General features: G+C 60.5%; 23 protein-coding genes. 8 read left to right on the top strand and 15 right to left on the bottom strand.

Annotated elements, in window-relative coordinates; translation table 11 throughout:
- Position 1 precedes the first annotated feature (1 nt).
- Genes otnC through ltnD form a run of 3 tightly spaced genes read right to left on the bottom strand, consistent with a single transcriptional unit; the run spans position 2 to position 2,835 of the window.
- Positions 2-652, bottom strand: a complete 651-nt coding sequence (gene otnC / locus GA0061102_RS04460) for a 3-oxo-tetronate 4-phosphate decarboxylase (protein ID WP_092844433.1) — start codon at positions 650-652, stop codon at positions 2-4.
- On the bottom strand, positions 649-1,923 hold the full coding sequence (gene otnK / locus GA0061102_RS04455) for a 3-oxo-tetronate kinase (RefSeq protein ID WP_092844431.1): 1,275 nt from the start codon (positions 1,921-1,923) through the stop codon (positions 649-651). The genes otnC and otnK overlap by 4 nt, the downstream gene beginning before the upstream one ends.
- Before the next feature lie 3 nt (positions 1,924-1,926).
- Positions 1,927-2,835, bottom strand: a complete 909-nt coding sequence (gene ltnD / locus GA0061102_RS04450) for an L-threonate dehydrogenase (RefSeq protein ID WP_092844430.1) — start codon at positions 2,833-2,835, stop codon at positions 1,927-1,929.
- A gap of 166 nt (positions 2,836-3,001) precedes the next feature.
- On the opposite strand from ltnD, the gene GA0061102_RS04445 reads away from it, so the two are divergent.
- From GA0061102_RS04445 to GA0061102_RS04435, 3 genes are all read left to right on the top strand, one after another.
- Positions 3,002-4,000 (top strand): LacI family DNA-binding transcriptional regulator, encoded by a 999-nt coding sequence (locus GA0061102_RS04445; RefSeq protein ID WP_092844428.1) that lies wholly within the window; start codon positions 3,002-3,004, stop codon positions 3,998-4,000.
- A 254-nt stretch (positions 4,001-4,254) separates the two neighbouring features.
- Positions 4,255-4,665 (top strand): hypothetical protein, encoded by a 411-nt coding sequence (locus GA0061102_RS04440; RefSeq protein ID WP_092844426.1) that lies wholly within the window; start codon positions 4,255-4,257, stop codon positions 4,663-4,665.
- A gap of 188 nt (positions 4,666-4,853) precedes the next feature.
- On the top strand, positions 4,854-5,210 hold the full coding sequence (locus GA0061102_RS04435) for a hypothetical protein (RefSeq protein WP_092844424.1): 357 nt from the start codon (positions 4,854-4,856) through the stop codon (positions 5,208-5,210).
- Between the two features lie 380 nt (positions 5,211-5,590).
- Here GA0061102_RS04435 and GA0061102_RS04430 read toward each other — a convergent pair whose 3' ends face one another.
- Both GA0061102_RS04430 and GA0061102_RS04425 read right to left on the bottom strand, forming a co-directional pair.
- Complete coding sequence (locus GA0061102_RS04430) at positions 5,591-5,812, bottom strand: hypothetical protein (RefSeq protein WP_092844422.1); 222 nt, start codon at positions 5,810-5,812, stop codon at positions 5,591-5,593.
- A gap of 267 nt (positions 5,813-6,079) precedes the next feature.
- Positions 6,080-7,270, bottom strand: a complete 1,191-nt coding sequence (locus GA0061102_RS04425; protein ID WP_425348511.1) for an AraC family transcriptional regulator — start codon at positions 7,268-7,270, stop codon at positions 6,080-6,082.
- A 408-nt stretch (positions 7,271-7,678) separates the two neighbouring features.
- Here GA0061102_RS04425 and GA0061102_RS04420 point away from each other — a divergent pair, with 408 nt between their 5' ends.
- From GA0061102_RS04420 to GA0061102_RS04410, 3 genes are all read left to right on the top strand, one after another.
- Positions 7,679-8,596 (top strand): alpha/beta hydrolase, encoded by a 918-nt coding sequence (locus GA0061102_RS04420; RefSeq protein ID WP_167667901.1) that lies wholly within the window; start codon positions 7,679-7,681, stop codon positions 8,594-8,596.
- Between the two features lie 157 nt (positions 8,597-8,753).
- Entirely contained in the window at positions 8,754-9,800 is a 1,047-nt protein-coding gene (locus GA0061102_RS04415) for a P1 family peptidase (protein ID WP_092844418.1), read from the top strand.
- A gap of 36 nt (positions 9,801-9,836) precedes the next feature.
- Positions 9,837-10,703, top strand: coding sequence for a D-amino-acid transaminase (locus tag GA0061102_RS04410; RefSeq protein ID WP_092844416.1), 867 nt, complete (start codon positions 9,837-9,839; stop codon positions 10,701-10,703).
- A gap of 24 nt (positions 10,704-10,727) precedes the next feature.
- Here the strand turns inward: GA0061102_RS04410 and GA0061102_RS04405 are convergent, their stop codons facing one another.
- The 7 genes from GA0061102_RS04405 to GA0061102_RS04375 all read right to left on the bottom strand — a co-directional run bounded on the left by GA0061102_RS04405 (position 10,728) and on the right by GA0061102_RS04375 (position 18,295).
- Complete coding sequence (locus tag GA0061102_RS04405) at positions 10,728-11,612, bottom strand: LysR substrate-binding domain-containing protein (protein WP_167667910.1); 885 nt, start codon at positions 11,610-11,612, stop codon at positions 10,728-10,730.
- Between the two features lie 69 nt (positions 11,613-11,681).
- Positions 11,682-13,190, bottom strand: a complete 1,509-nt coding sequence (locus GA0061102_RS04400; RefSeq protein WP_092844414.1) for a serine hydrolase domain-containing protein — start codon at positions 13,188-13,190, stop codon at positions 11,682-11,684.
- Positions 13,191-13,210: 20 nt separating this feature from the next.
- Positions 13,211-13,960, bottom strand: coding sequence for an ABC transporter ATP-binding protein (locus tag GA0061102_RS04395; protein ID WP_092844412.1), 750 nt, complete (start codon positions 13,958-13,960; stop codon positions 13,211-13,213).
- Complete coding sequence (locus tag GA0061102_RS04390; RefSeq protein WP_092844410.1) at positions 13,957-14,784, bottom strand: ABC transporter ATP-binding protein; 828 nt, start codon at positions 14,782-14,784, stop codon at positions 13,957-13,959. Before GA0061102_RS04390 ends, GA0061102_RS04395 begins: the two co-directional genes overlap by 4 nt.
- A gap of 3 nt (positions 14,785-14,787) precedes the next feature.
- Entirely contained in the window at positions 14,788-15,690 is a 903-nt protein-coding gene (nikC, locus tag GA0061102_RS04385) for a nickel transporter permease (protein WP_092844408.1), read from the bottom strand.
- Entirely contained in the window at positions 15,687-16,700 is a 1,014-nt protein-coding gene (locus GA0061102_RS04380) for an ABC transporter permease (RefSeq protein WP_092844406.1), read from the bottom strand. Before GA0061102_RS04380 ends, nikC begins: the two co-directional genes overlap by 4 nt.
- The gene (locus tag GA0061102_RS04375; protein WP_092844404.1) at positions 16,697-18,295 is read right to left on the bottom strand and encodes an ABC transporter substrate-binding protein; all 1,599 of its coding nucleotides are present in this window, start codon (positions 18,293-18,295) and stop codon (positions 16,697-16,699) included. Before GA0061102_RS04375 ends, GA0061102_RS04380 begins: the two co-directional genes overlap by 4 nt.
- A gap of 212 nt (positions 18,296-18,507) precedes the next feature.
- On the opposite strand from GA0061102_RS04375, the gene GA0061102_RS04370 reads away from it, so the two are divergent.
- Positions 18,508-19,545, top strand: coding sequence for a dipeptidase (locus GA0061102_RS04370; RefSeq protein ID WP_092844402.1), 1,038 nt, complete (start codon positions 18,508-18,510; stop codon positions 19,543-19,545).
- Positions 19,546-19,599: 54 nt separating this feature from the next.
- On the opposite strand, the gene GA0061102_RS04365 is transcribed toward GA0061102_RS04370, so the two are convergent.
- A complete protein-coding gene (locus GA0061102_RS04365; protein ID WP_092844400.1) occupies positions 19,600-20,967 on the bottom strand; it encodes a cytochrome P450 in 1,368 nt (455 codons plus the stop codon).
- Between the two features lie 106 nt (positions 20,968-21,073).
- Between GA0061102_RS04365 and GA0061102_RS04360 the strand changes: the two genes are divergently transcribed.
- Positions 21,074-21,745, top strand: coding sequence for a TetR/AcrR family transcriptional regulator (locus GA0061102_RS04360; protein WP_092844771.1), 672 nt, complete (start codon positions 21,074-21,076; stop codon positions 21,743-21,745).
- Positions 21,746-21,782: 37 nt separating this feature from the next.
- Here the strand turns inward: GA0061102_RS04360 and GA0061102_RS04355 are convergent, their stop codons facing one another.
- Together GA0061102_RS04355 and GA0061102_RS04350 are read right to left on the bottom strand one after the other, a co-directional pair.
- On the bottom strand, positions 21,783-23,171 hold the full coding sequence (locus GA0061102_RS04355; protein ID WP_092844398.1) for an LLM class flavin-dependent oxidoreductase: 1,389 nt from the start codon (positions 23,169-23,171) through the stop codon (positions 21,783-21,785).
- Positions 23,172-23,207: 36 nt separating this feature from the next.
- Positions 23,208-24,185 (bottom strand): ABC transporter permease, encoded by a 978-nt coding sequence (locus GA0061102_RS04350; RefSeq protein WP_092844396.1) that lies wholly within the window; start codon positions 24,183-24,185, stop codon positions 23,208-23,210.

Below are 24,185 nucleotides of genomic sequence, written 5' to 3'. Positions count from 1 at the left end.
TTCAGTCCCACTCCACATCATAAGTGCGAACGAGATCGGCGATCTGCGCATCCGTCAGCAGGGAAGGATTGGCCCCGCGCGTCAGCATGGCAAGCTTTGCCGTCTCCTCCAATTCCTCTATCGCGTAAACCGCCGCTTCCAGATCCTTGGCCGAGACGACGGGTCCGTGCGCTGCCAGCATCACGGCGCTGCGCTTGCCGGCAAGGCCGCGGATGGCATCGCCCATTGCCGGATCGCCCGGCATGAAATAGGGCAGAAGCTTCACCTTGCCGAGCTTCATGATCGAATAAGCGGTCAACGGCGGCAACATGTTGTCGGCATCGACGCCGGGCAAAATCGAGAACGCAACCGAATGGCTGGAATGAAGATGGACGACGGCGCCAGTCTTTTTCGGTCGCGTCTCATAGAAGGCCGCATGTAGCGGCATTTCCTTCGTTGGCTTATCGCCACCGATCAGGCGTCCTTCGCTGTCGAACAGCGAGAGGCGTGCGGGATCGAGGCGCCCGAAGGAGCTGCCCGTTGGCGTGACCAGCAGACGCCCATCGCCGAGGCGCGCGGAAATATTGCCGGATGAGCCGGCGGTCAGGCCTCGATCGTAAAGCGATTTGGCCATCATGCATATATGTTCGCGCAGTTCGGCTTCCTCGCTCATGCGACCTCCAATCGGTCGAAAGCATCGGTGAAGAAGGATTCATCGCCGAAGTTGCCCGATTTCAGGGTGAGAGCAATCGTCTCTCCGTCGATGGTTGCGAAGGTCCAGGGAACGCCGGGCGCGATTTCCGGCCCGATCGTCAAATGCGTCACGCCGAGCGCCTGCGTGATGGCGCCCGACGTCTCGCCACCAGCGACGACGAAGCGGCGCGTGCCGTGATCGAAGGCGTCACGGGCAATCTCTGAGAGTGCCTCTTCGACCACCTGGCCTGCCTTGTCTCTGCCCAACCGCTCCTGTGCTCGCCGCACTTCATGGGGCTCGGCTGTGGCATAGATGAGCTTCGGCGCGTCGGGAGATTGCTGACGCAGCCATTCCAAACTAGGCCCCGCACCTTTCTCGGCGAGCGCGATCGGGTCCAGCCGCAAGCTTACGACCTGTCCCGCATAATTGGCGACCTGCCTGCGTGTCATCGCGGAGCAACTGCCCGATAGGACGATCGGGCCGCCGCCAACCTTTGGCAATATCTGTCGCCGCCGCGGAAGCGTTACCAGCCCTTGTTCCAGGTAAAGCCGCGGCAGTTGGCCGGCGATCGCACTGCCGCCCGTCAGCAGCGGCATGTCGAACGACGCGGCGGCGATCGTGCCGAGATCATCGTCGCAAACGGCATCGACGATCACATGCTGCATACCGTCGTCACTGAGTTGCGCCAACTTTGCTCTCAGTGCTGTCGGACCTTTCGAGACGATATTGCGGTTGGCGAGGCCGACTACGCTGGCCACTTGTGGCGTCAGAAGCCGCAGGAGGCTCGAATCGCGCATCGGCGTCAGCGGATGGTCCTTCATCGGGCTTTCCGACAAAAGCTGCTCTCCGACGAAGAGATGGCCCATGAAGACGCTGCGGCCATTCTCCGGAAAGGCTGGGCAATAGATCGTCTGCCTCGCGCCTATTTCCGCCATCAGCATTTCCGCGACCGGCCCGATATTGCCTTTGGCCGTGCTGTCAAATGTCGAGCAATATTTCCAGAAGAAACGGCTCGCACCGGCTTCCCTCAGCCATGCCAGCGCCTGACGTGCCTGTTCGACCGCAATGTTGACCGGTGACGTCCGGCATTTCAAGGCGATGACCTCGAAGGCGGCCGTCTCGTTCCGATGGCGCTTCTCCCGCGGTATGCCGATCCGCAACGAAACGGGCAATCCGCTGCGAGCAAGCAGCGCGGCAAGATCGGTCGCCCCGGTAAAATCGTCCGCAATGCAGCCAAGCAGGAGCGTCATGGCCTAGTCCTTTAGGCCGGGCAGTTGGACGCCGCTCTTGGCGGCCAGAATCTTTGCAACTGCGGCGTCATCCTCCAGACCCAGACCTGCTTGCGATGCTTCCATGAAGAGGTCGAGCGCTGCAGCGGCGAGCGGGGTGACGGCTCCGGCTTTGCCTGCCTCCGAAGTCACGATGCCGAGGTCCTTGACGAAGATATTGACCGCCGACCGTGGCGTATAATCGCCAGATACGATGTGTTCGCCGCGGTTTTCGAACATCCAGGATGAGCCGGCGGAAACGCGGATCACGTCATAGAGCGTCTTCAGATCGATGCCGGCCTTGGCGGCAAGCGTCATGGCTTCGGCTGTCGCGGCGATGTGCACGCCGGCAAGCAACTGGTTGATCATCTTGACTTGCGAGCCGGCGCCGGGGCGATCGCCGAGCCGGAACACCTTGGCCGAGATGGCGTCCAGCACCTCGGATGCCTGATCGAAAGCCGCAGGCATGCCCGACGCCATGACGGTGATCTCGCCTGATAGCGCGCGAACATGGCCGCCGGAAACCGGGGCATCGATGACGCGCATGCCGGCTGCTTCCAGCCTTTCGGCGATGGCGGTCGTGGCACTCGGCGCCATGGTGGTGCAGAGCAAAAATACGGTCGAAGGCCGCGCAGTTTCCAACGCACCGTTCTGCCCGAAAAGGACATCTTCGACCTGCCTGCTGTTGACGACATAGACGAGGATCATGTCGGCATCTTTCGCCGCAGACGCCGGCGTCGTGCAGGGTGTGCCGCCATTTTCGGCAAAGCGCATAAGGACCTCGCTGCGAACATCGCAGCCGCGGACGGCAAAACCCGCCCTAAGTAGAGATAGGGCCGCGCCCCACCCCATGGATCCCAGGCCGATGACGGCGGCCTTCCTCGTATGTTGCACGGCATTACCTCTACGATTTTTGCTATGTTACCGATACCGGTATCGGTAACAAGCCTCAATTTGCCGGTAATTGTCAATAGACTGGCGTTTGCCTTTTCGGGGAAACATTCTATGAAGAAGGGCGGCAATGTGTCGGCCGTCATGGTTCATCGAGGGTTGCTTGGGGATGCGCAAACCCACTCTGGAAGAAGTCGCGATCGAAGCTGGTGTCAGCAAGATGACGGCATCGCGTGCCTTGCGCGGTGTTGCCGACGTCTCCAGCGAGACGCGCGATAGGGTCATCGAGGCGGCAACGCGAATGAACTATGTGGGCAACAGGCTGGCGCTGTCGCTCTCCTCGCAGCGCACCAATCTGGTCGCCGTCGTCGTCCCCAGCATGTCGAACATCGTCTTTCCCGAAGTGCTTGCCGGTATTTCCGCGGGCCTGGACGGTTCCGGCATGCAGGCTGTGTTCGGCATATCCGACTATGACACGGCAAAGGAGCGCGAGATCATCCGCGACATGCTCTCCTGGCAGCCTTGCGCCATCATCGTCACCGGGCTTGATCAGCCGGAGGAAACGGTGCAATTGCTCCGGCAGGCAAACATCCCGGTCATCCAGCTTATGGATCTCGATGGCACGCCGATCGATTTCAATGTCGGGTTATCGCATGGTGAGGCGGGCGCGGCCATGGCAAGTAAGCTTGTCGCGGCCGGCCGCAGGCGGTTCGGTTATGTCGGTAGCGCGCTTGACAGGGATTTGCGAGCCGGCAAGCGCAAAGCCGCCTTCGAAAGCGTCTTGCGCACTCACGGCCTGCACTTCGTGGATCAGCGGCTCGATGATGCCTTTTCCTCGATAGCCTTGGGCAAGCAGTTGACAACTGCTATGCTCGCGGCCATTCCGGATCTCGACTGCATCTATTACTCCAATGACGATATGGCCAGCGGCGGATTGTTTGCCTGCATGGAGCTCGGGGTTTCTGTCCCTCAAAAGATTCTGATCGCCGGGTTCAACGGGCTGGATCTCGTCAATTCCCTGCCGGCACCGATCGCGACATCCCGTTCGCCAAGGCGCGCCATGGGGGAGGCTGCAGCCCGGCTGGTCCGGCAGGCGGTGGCAGCTGATCAGGTTTCCGGGCAAAAGACGGTGGCGTTTGAGCCGGTGATTACCGGAATCGACGGATAGAATGATGCAGCCGATCGACCGGAGGGGTTCCTTCGGCTAACTGGTCCATATCACTTGGTACCTGGCGCAGTCTTGTCACGCGACGATCGAGGCCAACGTTGGTCGTGGTCGGTTGCCATAATCTGCAGCAACCCGATGGCCGTCAGTGCGTTGCATGCTATCAATACCTTTGAATGCGGGTGTTGTGTGAGTCTTCGCTAGATTGATGGCGACACCGGCTCTACGTCATTTTCTCTCGTGGAGGATATTTGAGAATGCGTTGCCCCCAATTGCTTTTCACTCTCGCCGTAACCGCCCTGACAGCCGTTTCATCAGGTGTATGGGCTGCCGGCTTTGAAAACATTATTGTTTCGGCGGAGACGGATGCCGACACGACGCAAGATAGCTTTGCCAAGGATACGCCGAAGATCTTTGTTTCGGCCGAGCTTACCGAAGAGGTGCCGTCGGGAAGCAAGGTGAATATCTCCTGGATTGCTGTCGACACCGGAGGGGCTGCACCTCCAAACTACAAAATTGATGAGGTCAATCTGGACATCACCTCCATGATCAATCACGTCAATTCGGCGATGACTAAGCCGAACAATGGCTGGCCGGTCGGGACTTACAAGATCGAATTCTCGGTCAACGGCAAGCCGATGGAATCGGTCGGCTTCACGGTCAAATAAAACTCCGGGCGTAACTTGCGTTACCGCCGGATGTTGACCTTCGCGGTGTGCTTCGAAGGTGCGAGCGCCCGTCGCCATCAATCCTGCCACCGAGGATTTCCGCCATGGGCAGATGGCGGATGCCATGTGGAACGGTTGTCATTCTCTTGTCATAATACTAATCTGGGTAGAAAAGAGAACGAGGACACATGTACGGCGATTCGATCCTGCCGGCGGCGGTTGCTGCGGTACTTGGCTTGATAAGCAACGTTATCGCGCTGTTCGCCGCCTTTTGGGCTGCCGGAAAATTCCCTCGCTGGCACTTGGCATTTCACGCGATCGCCGTCTTCATTGTGTCGATTTCGCCTCTGATCGCTATGATCCTTGGTCTGCCCGAACTGTTTCCTGACGAAGAGGAGCCCCCGGGAACGCGTTTTGCGTTTTTGCCGCTGATCGTCGAAGCGGCCATCATCCTGCTGCTCTACGCGCTAGCCGCAATGATGTTCCTATCGAAGTCGGGCCAATCGAGCATTGTGAGCTGGTATCGCGGGGACAGATATCCTTAGTCCGCGACTCTATGATGTATTCGTGGACGGAGTTGCGCGCGGGAAGACCGCAAACTTAACGCTGCCGGCCGGATCGCTCGGATCGCTGATCAGGATGTTCGAAACCCGACCGGTCGCCGAGCCAAGGATCAGTTCGTAGAGAATTCGATTACGGATTCCATATCCTGCCGAAACGGGAGATGTTGCCCGATTTGCATCGTTTTGCTGGTCGTCATGACCTTATCCGGACAGCGCGGGGCTCAAAGACCGTGCCCATCTGTCCGGTAAAACCGATGTCGCCGGTGAACCGCCTTCTTGCGAGCGGTGGCACCGGCGACATCGCCAGGAATTGCCGATAACCTCTCGTGCTCACCCCTGCGGAGCACCGTCGGTACGCAACACTATTTCCCGGCAACTCTTCCAGCGAGGGCCATGACGTAGTCATCTGCGATATCGGCCAAGGTCAGGGCGACCTCGGACTCGCTCCAGCCGGCAGCGACGACCGCTCGCACGAAATCCCGAAACGCCACCTCCAGGATTTCCTCGCGCTCGACTGCGCGGTACGCATCGTTGGCGGAATGCTGTGGCTTGGTGATCTCTATTGTCTGCCGGGTCGATACCATCGATTTGCTCCCTCAAAAATGCCTTGGTGGACAGAGAGTTTCGCCACATCAAGGCTTGGACACTGGCGCGATTATTCATTTCATTTTTAATAAGTTACGAGTTGAGTGTCGTTAGCCACGCATCCGGAAACTTGCAGCAGCGTCCATTTTCGCAGTTGTTGAACTTTGAGTAGGAGCCATTGCATGGAAGGCGCAGGGCACACCTCATGGCTTGCGCGAACGATCGCCCGCTGCGCCTTAGAGCTATGGTGGGGCTGTCGGTGTTTCTCAGCGGTTGTGGCTGAGCGTCCTCAGCCATTCCTCGAAGGATTGGGGTCCATCGGCCGATACCGGTGATGCAGCTTGCCCGCGATAGTGCGGGGTGGTGAGGTTTCTCGCCTCGCGGGGACTGTAGCCAAATTCCTTACTGAACGCCCGGCTGAAGTGCGCCGCCGACGAAAAGCCGACCGCAAAGGCGATGTCGATGATCTGCTGCCGATTCGAAGGGTCGCTGAGCGCGGCATGCGCGGAAAGAAGACGCCGCCGCTGCATATAGTGGTGAACGCCGCCCTCCTGTTCGAAGATCTGATAGAGCCTGGTGCGGGATGTGCCGACTTGGCGGCATATCTGTTCTACCGTCAGATCGCTCGAGGCGAGATTGTTCTCCACGAACCGCCGCACGCGTTCCGTTACGGTAATCATGCTGTGATGTTCCGTGCCCGCCGATTGCTCGGCCGAGGACGAAACGCACGCCAGGATCATGTCGCGCAATGTCTGGACGACATGCGGCAGATCCGCCGCGATGAAGCTCGGGAGATTGACTTCGATAATATCCAGATATTCGATCAGGAGTTTGGTCAGCATTCCCGAGAGGGCGATATTGTTTCTGATCTCGATCGAAGCAGGAGCGTCGGACAGCAATGTGCGCGGTAAAATAAGCGACAGGGTTTTCGCTTCCGTGGAACGGCCTCGAAAGGGGCGCTCTAGAGAGCGCAATTCCATTTTGCCCGGCTCGCCTTCCGAGACCAGCCCATCGACCTCGGTCCACGTCCTGCCGCTGCGCAGCGCGGAAATGTGCCAATGGTCGACAAAATTCGCTTTCACCTTCGCCTGCGAGCGCATGTAGCTGTGAGGTGGGGTAGTGTGTTGGACGATCAGCATCCCGCCGAGATTCCAGGCGATATGGTCGGCAGCAAATCCCGCTTCCGGAGAGACTTGGTCCGGCAGTCGTATGTCGATGAGGGGAGCGACATAGGTCTGCCAGGCTGCAAATTGCGCCTGAGGTTCGAGATGCCGCGTGGAAAACAGCAACGGCTTCAAAGCCGGCGCTTGCGGGCGGGGGTCTTCGGCGGTTGTCTTTGTCGAACGCGGAAAACGCCGCCGTTCGGTCTGCGCGGGCTTGCTGTCCTCGCTACCCACGTCATCTTTCGCTATGATCTCCACAGACGTGGATGGTTCTTCGCGTCGAAAGTCAGGCAATCTGGTCTCCTCAGATACCGTCAGGACAGAGCAAGAGCATCGCCGTCATATCTTCGTCCATCATTCTGGCAGAAGACAACGCCCCTGCTTCAATAGGAAAGGGCGAAAAGCCTCTCTTCTATGGGAGGAGGGAAGCTCGTGACTCATGCCTATTTTCGTATTTCTAACATGCTAAGGCGTTCATTTGCAGCGCCTTTTTGAAAAGGCAAGTCTGGCGGCTGCTCAACCTGTCGTTACGGCGGCGCTTGTCCCAAAAGATGACAACAAGACAGGCGCGTCCGCGGGGTTTGGAGTATCCCGAAGGCGGGTCTGTTCCGGCAGCTGTATCGCGCGTCGAAAAACACATTGCAGCCATATCGGGATCGTTGCTTCATATCCTCCGTATGCGAGGCCTTTTGAATCATGACGATGGATCGACGTTCCTTTTTGATCGCCACGACGTTTGCCATGCTTTCCACAAGAGCGCGGGCGGCGGCATCGAACGCCAGCGTGCCGCTATGGCCAGGACACCCTCCGGGCGGCGGCGGACCGTCCGGCACGCTGCAGAAGAGCGGCAAGGGCGCGGTCAGCAATATCGCCGCGCCGAGTCTGCAGGTCTTTGCGCCCGGACGCGCGAACGGTGCCAGTGTATTGATTGCCGCCGGAGGCGGGTACAAGCGTATCGAGTTGGAGAAAGAAGCCTATCCTGCGGCTCGTTGGCTGGCTGCACGGGGCGTCACGGCTTACGTGCTGACCTATCGCTTGCCGCAGGAAGGATGGAGCAACGGTCCCTTGGCGCCGCTTCAGGATGCGCAACGTGCATTGCGCCTCATCCGGGCCGACGCCACGCATCGAGGTCTGGATCCGTCGCGCATTGGCGCCCTCGGCTTTTCCGCCGGCGGTCATTTGATGGGCCTGATGGCAACCCGCTCCGCCTTCGCCTCCTACCAGGCAACAGATGCGATCGATGGCCAATCCGCCCGTCCCGACCTGGCGGCGCTGATCTATCCGGTCATCACGCTGGAGCCGCCCTATGACCATACCTCCACTCGCCGGTCGTTGATCGGCGCGCAGCCGGATGCGAAAGCCAGTGTGGAATGGTCTGTCGAAACGCATGTCCGCTCGGGCTGCCCGCCGGTTTTCCTGGTGCAGGCCAAGGATGATCCGATCTCCGATCCGGCAAATACAGTCATGATGGCCGAAGCCTGTCGAAAGGCAGGCGTCCCGGTCGATCTGCACCGATTGCCGAGCGGCGGTCATGGCTTCGGCATGGGAAAGCCGGGCACACCAAGCGCTGAATGGCCCGCCTGGTGGGAGCAATGGCTGCGCAACAATCGCTTCCTCTAGATAGAGGTCGCCGCGCTCGTATCGGCGTTAGCCGTTGTCTTGAGACGCAACGCGCATCCTCTTCCTTTGCAAAGCCGGTCTGAAACTATTCCGTTTTTGTTGTGCCTTCCGGCTGCGCGGCAGAGTAATGTTGCGACAATTTTATGAGGCATGAGTAATGGACCAGAAGCGCCATAGAATCCGCGAGCTTGGCTTTGCGCCGGGCCATTTCGAACCCGGTCTCCTGAACGCGATCACCGATGTCGCCGGCGTGCGCGTCGGACATGTCACATGCCATGAGGGAGAGCGCACGCGCACGGGCGCGACGGCGATCTTGCCGCATGGCGGCAATCTGTTTCAGGACAAGGTCCCGGCCGGTTTTGCCGTCCTCAACGGCTTCGGAAAGTTTGCCGGATCGACCCAGATCGTCGAACTTGGCGAGATCGAGACGCCGATCGTCCTCACCAACACGTTGGCCGTCGGGCGAGGCATCGAGGCTATCATCCGCCACACGCTCGCCCAGCCGGGCAATGACAAGGTGGTGTCGATCAATGCGGTGGTCGGCGAAACCAACGATTCACGCCTCAACGATATTCGCGCTGCGCGTCCGAGCGTCGATGAAATTTCGCTGGCGATCGACAGCGCGGCATCGGGGCTAGTCGAGGAAGGCGGGGTCGGCGCCGGAACCGGAACGGTCGCATTCGGCCTGAAGGGCGGTATCGGGACAAGCTCCCGCCTCGTGCCCGTCGGCGGAGAAACCTATCGACTCGGCGTGCTTGTCCAATCGAATTACGGCGGTCATCTCATCGTTGCCGGTCGCGACTATGCGAGGTTGGCGGAACATGACAAGGACGGTTCCATCGTCATTGTGCTTGCGACCGATGCTCCGCTCTGTTCGCGCAATCTCGAAAGATTGGCGCGCCGCTGTTTCGGTGGCCTTGCGCGCACCGGCGCGGCATTGAGCAACGGCTCGGGCGACTATGCGCTGGCGTTTTCGACGGCCGAGGCCGTGCGTCGTACCCCCGAGCGCCGCAAGGGTGTAAGTGCGGTTCCATCATTGGGCAACGACGCCGTGTCGCCGCTCTTCGAAGCCGCAATCGAAGCCACCGAGGAGGCCATCCTCAATTCGCTTGCCATGGCAACCGAGACCCGGGGCTTTAATGCCGCAACCGGCAAAGGCTCAACAGTCAGCGCCATCAGCCTCCCTCACGCAGCTCATCGCTGATTTTCATTCCCCCATTTCGCATTTCACGGAGTTTCCATGTCTGCCCCGACGATCCGCACCGTCTTTCTGAACGGCGCCTTCTTGCCCGAAAACGAGGCACATCTGTCCATCTTCGATCGTGGTTTCCTGTTCGGCGACGGCATTTATGAAGTCACCGCCGTCCTGGATGGCAAGCTGATCGACAGTGCCCTGCATATGGCCCGGCTGGAACGCAGCGTAGGCGAGATTGGCGGCCACCTGCCCATTACGACTGACGAGATCGTGGCGATCGAGAAGCGCCTTGTGGCGGAAAACCAGCTCACTGAGGGCGTCGTCTATCTCCAGTACACGCGCGGTGCGGAGGACCGTAATTTCTTCTACTCGGAGGATCTGAAGCCGACCCTGGTGATTTTCACGCAGGCGAAGACGCTGGAGCATGTTGCCGCTGTCGAGAAGGGACTCAAGGTAAAATCCATGCCGGATCAGCGTTGGGCGCGGCGTGACATCAAGAGTGTCTGTCTTCTGCCGCAGGTCATGGCGAAACGCGCCGCCAAGGCAGAAGGCTTCGATGAAGCCTGGCTGGTCGAAAACGGCGTGGTGACGGAGGGCGCCTCGTCGACAGGCTATATCGTGACGCGCGACGGCCGCATCGTGACACGCGCCAACAGCCATGCGACCCTGCCGGGATGCACGCGGCTCGCAATCCTCGATCTGGCGCGGGAAGCTGGTATGGTGCTGGAAGAACGGCCGTTCTCCGTCGAAGAGGCAAAGGCCGCGGCTGAAGCCTGGCTGACAAGCGCCTCGAACTTCATCGTCTCCATTACTGATATCGATGGCGTTGCCGTCGGTGACGGGACACCTGGCCCGATGTTCAAGCGTCTGCGCGCGCTCTACATGGAGAATGCGCGCCGTACTGCGATCTGAGCTGCCGCAACGACTACCCGATCGTCAGGGTTTGTCTAGCATCGACCAGATGCGCCCGACGATCGGACGGCGGTTCTCGCGGGAGCGATAGACGCGGATTTCAACGTCGATGTTCCATTCGGGATCGGCGGCATAGACCAGCCGGCCATCGGCAAGTTCCGCTTTGACAAGGCTTTCCGGGATCCAGGCCAGCCCGAATCCAGCCGCAACCATTCCCTTCAGGCCGACGGACATGCTGCCGACATGCACCCGGTTTTCGGCTGGCAGGCGCTTGCCGATGGTGCCGGCCACCAATTGCCCGAAGAAGGATGTCTTCTGGTAGCTGACATGGTTGAAGCCGGGTTCGATGCGATGCAGCGCCGCGCCGTCCGTGCCTGGGGCGCTGACAGGCAGGATGGTTTCCCGGCCAAGCGTGTGATGTTCGAATTGCGGATCCAGCAGCATCGGCACATGCAGATGCTGGTAGGTGAGAAGGAAATCGCATTCCCCATCGATAAGGGAATTCAGGTTTTCTTCCATAGTGCCGGAATCGGCGCGCAAATGCGAAACGATCGGGCCGATGCGTGCGTTGAGCCGGCTCAGCCAATCTGGAAAGAAGGTGAAAGATAGGGTGTGCAGCGCCGTCAGGGTCACCGTGCGTGCGTCGGTGCCATCTTCATGCTGGAGATTGCGGCGCGCCTGGTAGAGCACCTGCAAACTCTGCTCGGCCACCGGCACAAAACGTTCGCCGGCCGCGGTCAGACGTGAAGGGTAGGTTGCCCGGTCGATCAGGCTCGTCCCAACCCAGCCCTCCAGCTGCCGGATGCGGCGGCTGAAGGCCGATTGCGTCACATGGCGCTCGTCGGCGGCCTTTGAAAAGTTCAGTGTCCGCGCCAGCGCCAGAAAATCTTCAAGCCATTTGACTTCCACTCGAAGCTCCCGAAAGAAACCGGCTGTCAAAGCCGGGTTCTCCTTGGCCTGAATGAGCCGGGAATGCAATCACCCGGCGCGACGGTATTCGATCATTCTTGCCCGGGCGAGCACCAATTCCAGTCGATCCGCGCCGAGGAGATTGAGGCAGACCCGCTTGGTCCAGGGGCCATCGACGAGGGTGAACAGGAAGCGTCCGTTACCCAATGCGCGCAGCGGCATACTATGGCGCACCGGACCTATACCCATGATGACGCTGCCATTTTCAATCTCGAAGCGAGCACCTTCGGAGGAGTTCCACACGCCCGACAGGGATCCCGGCACGTCCTGTTCCTTAACCGGCAGGAACCGACGTTTGGCATGCCCGACCTCTCCGACGATGTCTTCGCCCTGCATTGTCAGGTGCATCGGCGAGGAGGGCGACCGCGAGGAAACCCAGGATCCCTCATCCTCATAAACCGTTTCGTCGGCATCGAGATAGGTGACCGTACTGCCGGCAACCTTGATCCACCATGGCCCGCTTTCGGTGACATAGGTGCCGTCGCGGAGAGCAGAGGAGGGACGCGGCAAGGCTTCGCCGGTCAATGCCGCCATGGATTCCAGGGCGATCTTATAGCCGTTGGTATCTTCGCGGTTCGACACCACAACGAAGCCGGTTTTCTGGGTAGGATCGAGCAGAAAATAGCTTTTGTAACCGGGATGAGAGCCGCCGTGTCCGATGAAAGAACGGCTGCCGAGCGGGCTCTGACGCAGGCCCAGTCCGTAGCCGCTCATTCGGCCATCGGCAAGTGGCCGTGCAGCCGACAATTGTTCCAGTATTCCGTCGAAAGACCCCTTGCCGTCGAGGAGGCCGATCAGCCACTTCGCAAGGCTCTCGCCGCTGCCAGTCATGCTGCCGGAGGCGGAGATATGCAGGCCGGCGGCCGAAAGCTGCCAACGCTGGCCATCGAGCCAATAGCCGGGAACCAGGCCGATGACGGGGTCGTTCCAGACATCGGGCGCATCCAATACCGCACCGGCCTGTGCGCCGAGCTCGCGGACGTAATCGCGGAAGAACACGCCTTGTCGTTCGAGTGCGGCTTCCACGAGACGGTAGCCCGTATTGGAGTAGGAAATCTCGGTGCCGGCCTCGTAGTTCAATCGCGTCTGGCGTGCGAGGAAATCGAGCAGCAGGCCAGCCTTGGTTTCGGTGTAGACGGAAAGCCCAAGCAGCGACAGGCATTCGCGCGTGTCGGGCAAGCCGCCGCTCATGTCGAGCGCGCGGCCGACAGTGACATCGCGAAGGGGTGCCTGCAGTTCGGGCAAATGCTGGCCCAAAGGATCGTCAAGACCGATCTTGTCGGAATGCGCGAGCACCATGGCGCAGAAGGCATGTTTCGTCACCGAGGCATAGCGAACGACGCTTGCAGCGGTAAAGGGCGCCAGCGTCGAGAGGCTTTCCACGCCGCCGGCTTCGGCAAAGCGGATGCCATGCGCATCGAAGCCGATGACGGCGCCGCCTGGCTCGTTGCCGTTCCAGTTCTGCGTGAATCCCGCTGCGCATGCCTGCGCGGCCTTCCAGTTTCCCATTTCAGACATGCATGCCTCGCAAATGCAGATTAGACTGGTTCCGCTTCCTCGAACTCGATGCTCAGACGGCGCAGTTCCTGGGTGTGAGGGTGGGCGACATTGCCACGGCGCAGATTCTCGGCCGAAACCTGTTCGACCATCTGACCATCGATCATGACACCGACCCGGGTGCAGAGGTGGGCGATCACGCCGAGATTGTGGCTGACCATCACATAGGTAAGCTTCCGCTCTGCACGCAGATCGGAAAGCAGGTTGAGGATCTCGGCCTGGACGGAAACATCGAGCGCGCTGGTCGGCTCGTCGAGCAGCAGGATCTTCGGTTCGGCGATCAGCGCGCGGGCGATGGCGACGCGTTGCCGCTGGCCGCCCGAGAGCTGGTGCGGATAGCGGAAACGGGCGCTTTGGGGCAGGGCGACATCGGAAAGCGCTGACGCGATGCGCCGATCGATGTCGCCCATGCGGTGAACGAGCGGCAGCTCGCTCAGGATGCGGTCGATGGTCTGGCGCGGATGCAGCGAGCCATAAGGGTCCTGGAAGACCATCTGCACCTTGCGGAAGAAATCCGGGGTTCGATGCTGCGGCGCGGCTTCGCCGTTGAAGGCGATGCGCCCCAGCCAGCTGGTATTCAAGCCGGCCATCGCGCGCAATACGGTCGATTTGCCCGAGCCGCTTTCGCCGACGATGCCGAAGCTACCGCCCTCTTCCACCTGGAAGGAAACGCCCTTGACGACTTCGCGCTCGCCGAAGCGGATACGCAGATTATCGATCTCTATCGTCATTTCAACCACTCCGGGTTACGCTCGAGAATGGGAAGCCGTTCCTTAGGATGGGTAAGCGAAGGAATGCAGTTCAGCAGGCCGCGCGTATAGGGATGAGCGGCGGAAAGCAGCTCGGAAGCCTTGAGTTCCTCCATGACGCGCCCGGAATACATGACCGCGACCCGGTCGCAGAAGTGCGAGACGAGCGGCAGGTCGTGGCTGATGAGCAGCAGCCCCATGGAGCGCTCGGAGACGAGCTCCTCGATCAGCCGCAGGATTTCGGCCTGCACGGTCGCATCCAGCGCGCTTGTCGGTTCGTCGGCAATGAGTAGTTCGGGGTCCGGCGCCAGCATCATGGCGATCATGACGCGCTGACCCATGCCGCCTGAGACTTCATGCGGATAGGAGGCGGCGACGGTCTTCGGATTGCGGATCTTGACCTGCTCGAGCAGATTGGCGGCGGCTTCTGCTGCTTCCCGGCGGTTGCCGCCCTTGTGTGTGCGCCATGACTCGGCAACCTGATTGCCGATGGTCTTGACGGGGTTCAGCGAATATTTCGGATCCTGAAGGATGAAGCCTGCCCGCTTGCCACGGATGGTGCGCATCTGCTTTTCGCTGGCGGACAGGATGTCGATGCCGTCGAAGGCGAGCTTGTCGGCTTCGATGCGGGTCTGCCTTGGCAAAAGCTTCATCAGTGCGCGTGCGGTCAAGCTCTTGCCGGAGCCGCTTTCGCCGACGATGCCGAGCTTCTCGGCGCCAAGGCGCAGTGAAACGCCTTTGACCGCAGGAGCAAAACCGGTGCGCGTCTTGAAGCCGATGCGCAGATTTTCGATCTCGACCAGCATGGATCAGTTCCCCTTCGGGTCGAGCACGTCGCGCAGCGCGTCGCCCAGGAAATTGAAGGCGAGCGAGACGAGGAAGATGGCGATGCCGGGGATCGTTGCGACCCACCATTGTTCAAAGATGAAGCGCTTGGCCGTTGCGATCATCGCGCCCCATTCCGGCGAAGGCGGCTGAGCGCCCATGCCGAGGAAGCCGAGGCTGGCTGCGGTGATGATGATGGAGCTCATGTCAAGCGTAACGCGAACGATCAGGCTGGGCATGCAGAGCGGCGCGATATGCCGCATGATGATGCGCCAGGAGGAGGCGCCCGTCAGGCGATAGGCGGCGATGAAATCGGCGCCACGCACGGTCATCGTTTCGGCACGAGCCAGTCGGGCATAGGGGGGCCAGGCGGTGAGCGCGATCGCAAGCACGGCGCTTTCCACGCCGGGCTTTAGGGCCGCCACGAAGGCAAGTGCCAGCACCAGGCGGGGAAAGGCGAGGAAGATGTCGGTCAGGCGCATCAGCGCCGTATCGACCACGCCGCCGAAATAGCCGGCGATGCAGCCGATGGCGAGACCGATCGGCGCGACGAGCACGACGACGGCAATGACCATGCCGAGGGTGACTCGACCGCCATAAAGCAGGCGGGAGTAGATGTCGCGACCGAGTTCGTCCGTGCCGAGCCAATGAGCAGCGCTCGGACGCGCGAGCCGGTTTGCCAGATCCTGGGCAGCGGGATCATGCGTGGCAAGCCACGGCGCGAAAATTGCAAGCAGGATGAACAGCACGATGATCGAAAGGCCGATCATGCCGAGGGCATTGCCCTTCAATCCGAGCCAGATGCGATAGCGATCGCCCCAGGCTGCCTGGCGTCTGGAAGTGGGGGACTCGTCGAGTGCCCAATTGCGAAAGGTTGCAAGCATCAGCGCACCCTTGGGTCGAGCAGGCGATAGAAAAGATCGGCGATGAGGTTAAGCCCCACATAGATGATGCCGATCAGCAGGGTGGTGCCGATAACCGGATTCATGTCACCGTTCATGAGCGAGGCGGTCAGATACTGACCGATACCGGGCCAGGAAAAGACCGTTTCGGTTACCACGGCGCCTTCCAGCAAGCCGGCATAGGTCAATGCCAGCACCGTCACCAGTTGCACGGCGACAGTCGGGAAGGCATGCCCCCAGATGACGCGGCTGAGCGACAGGCCCTTGGCGCGCGCGGTGATCACGAATTCGCCCTTCAGGGCATCGATCATGAAGGCGCGTGTCATGCGGGCGATATAGGCCATGCTGAAATAGGCGAGGATGCAGACCGGTTGCGCCATATGGGCGAGCGCATCCCAGAAAGCACCGAGATCGCCGGCAAGCAGCGTATCGACGGAAAGCAGCCCGGTAACCGGCGTAATCATGCCGTCATAGATGATGTCCTGCCGCCCAGGCCCGGGCGCGATGCCGAGCGCCGAATAGAAGACCAGCAGCGAGATGAGGGAGAGCATGAAGACCGGGATGGAGTGGCCGGCGAGGCAGACGACGCGGATCGCCTGATCGGTGATGGTTCCCTGCCGCACGGCAGCCCAGACGCCGAGCGGAATGCCGATGATCGCGGCAAGAATAAGGGCTGCGGTCGCCAGCTCGAAGGTTGCCGGGAAGAAGCGGGCAATATCCTGCGACACCGGGTTCTTGGTCAGAACCGACATGCCGAGGTCACCATGGAGAAGCTGGTTCAGATAATGCAGGAACTGCACGGGAAGGGGCTGATCAAGGCCCATTTCCGCCCGCACGCGTGTGACCACAGCCTCGGGCGCATTGTCGCCGACGGCGGCTATGACCGGATCGACCGGCATAACGCGGCCGATGAGGAAGGTGACGATCGACAGTCCGAGCAGCGTCAGGACGACGCTGCTCAGAATGGCGGAGAAGGATTTGATCCGACGGGTCAAGCCTTGCTGGTCTCCTGATAGGAATTAGCTTCCGAAAGAGCACCGAGCTGGAAGCCGGATACGGCCTTGCGGCACGCCGCGGTCTTCACCGTCTGGAACATGAATGCGAAGGGGCTGTTTTGCATGTGCTCGCGCTGCAGCTCTTCATAGAGAGCGATGCGCTTGGCCGGATCCTTCTCGTCGCGCGCGGCTTCCGCCTTGGCGGCGAAATCGTCGTTTTTGTAGCGCGACCGCCACAGGAACGGCTTGCTCTTTGCGTCGTCGGAATTGTCCTTGTTGATGGTGAAGACTTCGCCGTTGGAGTTCGGATCGAAGTAATCGGTGCCCCAGGCAGAAAGCGCCATCTCGTGCTGGCGGCCCCGCATCTTCGTCAGCACCTGACGGTTTTCGGCCGATTGCAATTTCACGCGAATGCCGATTTCGGCAAGGTTTGCCTGGATCGCTTGAGCGAGGTCCGGATAAGGCTGGGCGGCGTAGTGATCCATCGTCACGTCGAAACCGTCTGCGAGGCCGGCTTCGGCCATCAGTGCCTTCGCCTTTGCCACATCCTTCTGGAACGGCGTGTCGCTGATCGCTGCCGGGAAGCCTTCCGGCTCGAAGCTCTGGTGGATCTTGTGGGTCAAAGGCACGATGTTTTCCTGCATGCCCTTGTAGTCGAGCGCCCACTTCACGGCCTGCCAGACCTGCGGCTTTGCCAAATTCGGCACGCCCTGATTGAGCGAGATCAAGACCAACCCGGCGATGCTCTTGGTGACGAGCGTGAAATCGGCGTCGTTCTGGATGGTGCGCAGCTGCTCGGAGGTGAGGTCACGGGCGATATCGACATCGCCCTTCTTCAGCATCAGCAGCTGCGAAGCCGGGTCGGCGACGTGGCGCAGGATGACGCGCTTCAGATTGCCCTTGTAGGGACCATGCGGATTGAGGGTCAGCGATATGGCTTCGCTTGCCTTCCAGGACTGCAGCTGGAAGCTGCCGGAGCCGGCGCTGTTCTTCTGCAGCCAGGCGTTGCCCATGTCGCCATTCGCCTCGTTAGCCAGCACGACCTTCTTCTCGACCACGGCGGCGATATTGGCCGACAGGCAATAGAGCAGGAAGGCGATCGCGGTGGGCTTTTCGGTCGTCAGCGTCAGCGTTTCAGCATCCTTGGCGATGATGCGGCTTTCAACGTTCTCGGCGGTGAAGCCGAACTGATTGATGATGAAGGCCGCACCCTTGTTCATCTTGATCGCGCGGTGCAGCGAGAAGGCGACATCTTCGGTCGTGACAGGAGAGCCGCTTGCAAAGCTTGCCTTGGCAAGCTTGAAGGTAAAGACCTTGCTATCCGCATCGGCAGCCCACGATGCGGCCAGCACCGGATCGACCTTAGAGGGATCATCGGTGTTCGGGCGCACCAGCTTCTGGTACATGTTGCTGATCACTTCGCCGCCGACGGCTTCGAAGCTTTCATGCGGGTCGAGGCTCGTCATATTATCGAGCTGCTGGGCAACGACGAGTACATCTTTCGGCGTCGCGGCAAATGCCGATTCTGCAAGATCGAGATAGGACAGGAACGGCAGCGTTGCGCTGCCCATGAGAAACTGGCGTCTGGAAACCATGCGAAATCCCCTTTCACTCTTACGGCAGAAGCTCAGTGGCAAGCAGACAAGGCTTGGCACGGCTCGGCCGCTATCGTATTTTCGCCCGGTTCTTTAACAGCGCCACTTGCGAGCGACTAATTCCGTTTTTCGCAGAGCCTATGCGCGGTTTGCATTTGCTCGGCCAGGCAAGCTTGCCTAGGCAGGTATCAATAACAATTTTGGAATGAGATATGACCCAATCTTCGCTAGTTCCCGTCTTTGATGGCCATAATGATGTGTTGCTGCGGTTGCGCCGTGGCGGCTCGAATTCCGTCAACGCCTTTTTGCAGGGCGAGACCGCCGGGCATATCGATCTGCCGCGCGCGCGCCGTGGCGGCCTCGCCGGCGGGCTCTGCGCGATATTTGTCCCTTCTCCGGATCAGCCTCGTGCCGAAAACGTCGATTTTGCAACGCCTTCGCAGCCCGACGCGCTGAACGAAACCCTGGCGATGGCCCGGCTCCTTTTTGCGATCGAAGCTCAGTCGGATGGTGCGGTGAAGGTTTGCCGCTCGGCCGCCGACATTCGCAGCTCGATCGCAGAGGGCCGATTTGCCGCTGTTCTTCACATCGAAGGCGTGGAAGCGATCGGAGCAGATCTCGACGCGCTCTATGTTCTTCATCATTCCGGCCTGCGTTCGCTCGGCCCCGTATGGAGCCGGTCGAATGTCTTTGCCCACGGCGTGCCTTTCCGCTTCAACTCGACGCCGGATATCGGCGCCGGCCTGACCGACGCCGGCAAGGATCTGATCCGCGCCTGCAACGAGCTGCGGATCATGATCGATCTCTCGCATATGAACGAGAAGGGCTTCTGGGATATCGCTAGGCTATCGAACGCGCCGCTCGTCGCCTCGCATTCCAATGCGCATGCGCTCTGCCCGCACAGCCGCAATCTGACGGACAAGCAGCTCGATGCGATCCGTGAGACGAATGGTCTGGTCGGCATCAATTTCGGTGTGCTGTTCCTGCGCGATGATGGGGTGAAGAACGCGGATACGCCGCTGGATGTCCTCGTGCGTCACGTCGCTTACATCGCCGATCGGATCGGTATCGAACATGTCGCCCTCGGCTCCGATTTCGACGGCACAACCATTCCGCAGGCGCTCGGCGATGCCGCCGGCCTGCGGAAGCTGATCGACGCCCTGCGCGCGCATGGTTTCAACGATCAGGCGCTTGCAAAGATCGCTCATGAAAACTGGGTCCGCGTGCTCGAACAGACCTGGGGCGGCTGAGACGGGACGGTTTCCCGCGTTTTCGGCCTGAGGCAGAGTAAGAGGCCGGTTCGTCTATCGCGCGATCAGATTGATCGGCAAAGGATGCATCGGCCGCAATGTGACCTTCATGACCGGCTTGGGCGAGGGCTCGCTCGCGCCGGTCACACGGAACTTCTGAAGTAGGACAGCGAGGATCGCGACGGCTTCCATCATGGCAAAGCCGTTGCCGATGCATACGCGCGGCCCAGCGCCGAAGGGCATGAAGGCAAAGCGATGGCGGTTTTTTGCCGCCTCGGGCTCAAAGCGCTCGGGGTCGAAGACGAGCGGGTCCTCCCATAGGGCGGCGTGGCGATGCACGGCATAGATCGGGACATAGAGGATCGTGCCGACTGGGATTGCATAGGCGCCAAGGGTGAATTCGCGCACGGCCATGCGCGATATGACCGGTGCCGGCGGGTAAAGCCGCATGGATTCGGAAAAGACCTGTCTGGCATAGGTGAGTTTGCCGACATGCACGGCAAGCAGCGGGCCGCCATCGGTCACCCTGACGATCTCGTCGAAGAGCCGGGCCTGGCAATCCGGATGACGGGCGAGAAGATGCAGCGTCCAGGCTAGGCCGAGCGCCGTCGTTTCGTGTCCTGCAGTGATGAAGGTCATCAAATTGTTGATGATCTCCTCATCATTCATCATGCGATCCGTCTCCGGATCGGCTGCACTCAGCAGCATGGAAACAAGGTCGCTGCGTTCGATGCCGCTGCGCCGCCGTTCGGCAATTACCTTGGCGAGCGTCGCACGCAGGAAGGTTACGGCCGCCTTTGCCTTCTCCTTGCCGGGGTAAGGCATCCAATCGGGCGCGCCGAGCAGTCCTAGAGCAAATTTCCAGCCGGTCGGCTTGAGATAGTTGGTGATGTTGCGCTCGACTTTGTCGACGTCGATGCCGTCGCCGCCCGACATCATCGTTTCGACGATAATGTCGAAGGTCGTGCGCATCATTTCCTGACAGAGGTCGAGGGAGCTGCCTTTGTGCGTAAGCCAGAGATCGCGTCTGCGTTCGGCGGCCGCGATCATGGCTGGTTGAAGTTCCACCAGCTTTTCGTGGCGAAAGGCGCCGGCCACGGATTGACGCTGCCATTTCCAATGCGCACCGTCGGAGGTCAGGATGCCATCGCCCAGCGCCGGGCCGAGCAGACGACGGACATCTTCGCCCTTGCCGAGCGCATCGGAATTGCGGACGAGCGTCTGATAGATCAGTTCGGGATCGGCGAGATAGACCCGCAGTTTTCCGGCCATCCGCGTGAAAACGAACGGCTCTTCGAAGATCTGGGGCGGTAGCGCATCAAGGGGGTTGCGGATCAACGAAAGGAGCACACGCGGCATCGAGCGCGGCGTAAGCGGAAATTCGCTTGGCGCCAGATCAGCCGTGTTGACGCTTGCATTCATCCTTCAGTCTCCTTGTCCAGCGCTGCAAATGCCTGTAGATCGATTTTAAGGTATTTGCCTTAGAGAAATAAGGTGAATGCCTTAGAGCTTCAAGAGGGTAATGAGCGTGTCGGACAACAAAGGCAAGAGAACGGACCCGGTGGCGCAACCCAGCACGCGCGAACGGATCCTTGCCTCGACGCTGTCGCTCTTCAATCAGAAAGGCCCGGAGGCGGTGACAACGGCCGAGATTGCAAAAGCCGTCCACATCAATCAGGGCAATCTCTATTATCATTTCCGCACCAAGGAATCTCTGGTGCTGGCCCTGTTTTCCCGTTTCGAGGCCGACGCGTTAACGCTGGTCAAGGAAGCCGAGGCCGTTCAGGGAGCGGATTCGAAAGCCTATGCCGGCTTTCTGCGCAAATGGTTCTCGCTCGTCTGGATCCATCGCTTCTTGTTTCGCGACATTCCGGGCCTGCTGGCAATCGCACCGGGCTTGAGAGCGCCGATCCTGATGGTCAGTGGTGGCATGCGTCTTTCCGTCGACGTCATTTTTCGGCGAATGGAAGATGCCGATCTGATCAGCGTCGCTGCGGAGGACCGCAAAACGCTGCTGACGAATATGTGGATCGTCTCGACCTATTGGGCCGTCTATCTGGGACTGCAGGAAGGCGTTCACGATCTCGGCCCGCAGCATGTTCATTGGGGGCTGAGCCAGGTCGCGAGCCTGCTGCGCCCCTATCTATCGCCCCGGGCGAGGGCCGATCTCGAGGCGATGCTTTCAGAGCCTTTTGCCTGAGCTCTGAAAGCTGCCGAAGCCGGTCATAGAGCCGAGCCTAAGAAGCCCGTGCAACGACATCACGAAGATTGCGATAGCCCGCTGCCGGGTGCGGCGCGGCCAGCCGTGGGCCGCTACCGCCGAGTTTTTCGCGTAGCGTTCCCGCTTTATAGTCGCTCTTATAGGCGCCGCGCTTCTGCAATTCAGGCACCAGAAGGTCAACCGCGTCTTCGAAGCTTTCGGGCGTCACGGCATAGGCCAGGTTGAAGCCGTCGACATCGGTATCTTCGATCCATTCCTGCATGAGGTCGGCAACGGTCTGTGGTGATCCAACAAAGACCGGGCCGAAGCCGCCGATGCCGACCCAATCCGCCATCTCGCGCACGGTCCATTGCTTGCTCGGGTCGATCGTGGTGAAAGTCTCGACGGCAGATTGAACCGCGTTGGTATAGCGGTGGCGAAGGACTTCGTCAGGAGAGAACTGGCCCAAGTCGATGCCAGTCCAGCCCGAGATCAGCGCCTGCGCACCTTCGAGGGAGACGTACTGGCGGTATTCGTTGAACTTGCGCTGTGCTTCGGCGTCGGTCTCGCCGAGGATCACGGTCTGCAGGTTGAAGGAGAGGATCTCGCGGGGATTGCGACCGGCGCGCTCGGCGGCTTCGCGAACATTGGCGACATAGCGCTTCAGCACCGCCTTGGAGGGTGCCGCCACGAAGATGCATTCCGCATGCGCACCGGCGAAATCCTTGCCGCGGCTGGACGAGCCCGCCTGATAGAGCACCGGCGTGCGCTGCGGCGACGGCTCGCTCAAATGAATTCCGGGGACGGTGAAATGCTTCCCGGAATGGCGGATCGGGTGAACCTTCTCCGGCCGCGTGAAAATGCCCTTCTCACGGTCGCGGATGACGGCATCGTCTTCCCAGCTGCCTTCCCAGAGCTTGTAGCAGACTTCGAGATATTCCTCCGCCAGGCCGTAGCGGTCATCGTGCTGCGTCTGCGCCGATTGGCCGATGTTGAGCGCGCCGCTGTTCAAATAGGAGGTGACGATGTTCCAGCCGACCCGCCCCTTGGTCAGATGGTCGAGCGTCGAGATGCGCCGTGCGAAGGTGTAGGGATGCTCGAAGGAGAGCGACGCAGTCAGGCCGAAGCCGAGATGCTCGGTCTCATGGGCCATTGTCGGAATGAGCTGCAGCGGGTCGTTGACCGGTACTTGCGCGGAATGGCGCAGCGCCGCGTCGACATTGCCGTTCAGCACGTCGTAGACCCCGAGCACGTCGGCGATAAAGAGCCCGTCGAACTTGCCGCGCTCCAGTGTCTTTGCCAGATGGACCCAATAATCGAGGTCCTTGTAGGTCCAGGATTTGTCGCGCGGATGGCGCCAAAGCCCGGGTGACTGATGTCCTACGCAGTTCATGTCGAAGGCGTTGAGCCTGATTTGACGGGTCATCTTTGCTGTTCCTGCATGATTTCGATCAGCCGGCGCTCAGGCGCCGACGGCTTTCTTGTTGACGAAGCTGAAGGCGAGCACGGCGAAGATCAGCAGACCGGTGCCGACCTGCTGCCAGTAGAAGTTCAGGCCTGTCAGCAGCAGGCCATTGGCGACGATGCTCAGAAGCAGAACGCCGAGTACCGTGCCAGCGACGTTCGGTCGGCCAAGCGGCGAGAAGGTCGTGCCAATGAAGGTGGCGCCAATCGCGTTCAGCATGAAGCCGTTGCCGGAGGAGGGGATATAGACCGTCACCGTCGCTGTCAGGATCAGGCCGGCAAAGGCGGCTGTGATACCGGCGAGAATGAAGGTGGCGGCAACATGCGCCCGAAGCGCAATTCCCGAATAGCGCACGGTGCGCGGCTGGATGCCGATTGCCAGAACCACGCGCCCGAAGCGCATCCGCGCAAAGAGCAACGCGGCCGCGGCGATGATGACGGCTGCGATCAGGAGCGGTACGGGAATGTTGCCGATCGTTCCGTGCCCGATAAATCGAAATGCCTCGGGAACGCCGGAGGGCGGTAGATAGACCGGATTGCCACCACCCGTCAGTAGCTGCTGGATGCTGCGGCCGATGAACAGCGTCCCGAGCGTTGCCAGGAATGGCGATACGCCGATGCCTGAAATCAAAACCGCGTTGAACGAGCCGACCAACGCCCCTGCGCCGAGCCCGGCCAGAGCCGCCAGCGGCACGGGCGCGCCGGCCAAAATGGTCGAGACGAAAGCAAAGCTTGCAAAATCGACGGCAGTGCCAACCGAAAGATCGATGCCACCGGCGGCAACGGCAAAGGTCATGGCGATCGAGACGATGGCGAGCAGCGTGAAGTTGTTGACGAGAATGCTCTGCAGATTGCCGGCGCTGAGGAACGTCGGCGCGACTGTAGAGAACAGCGAAAAGACGGCGACAAGCGCGATGATGAGGCCATAGCGGGCAAGGCCGGCGAGAGGTCGCCCTGAAGCAACGGCGGTGGACAC

Origin of the sequence: Martinezella miluonensis (assembly GCF_900094545.1) — a bacterium.
Taxonomy (GTDB): domain Bacteria; phylum Pseudomonadota; class Alphaproteobacteria; order Rhizobiales; family Rhizobiaceae; genus Rhizobium; species Rhizobium miluonense.
The sequence above is the reverse complement of the archived record's forward strand: the minus strand, read 5'-3'. Positions and strand labels throughout refer to the sequence as shown.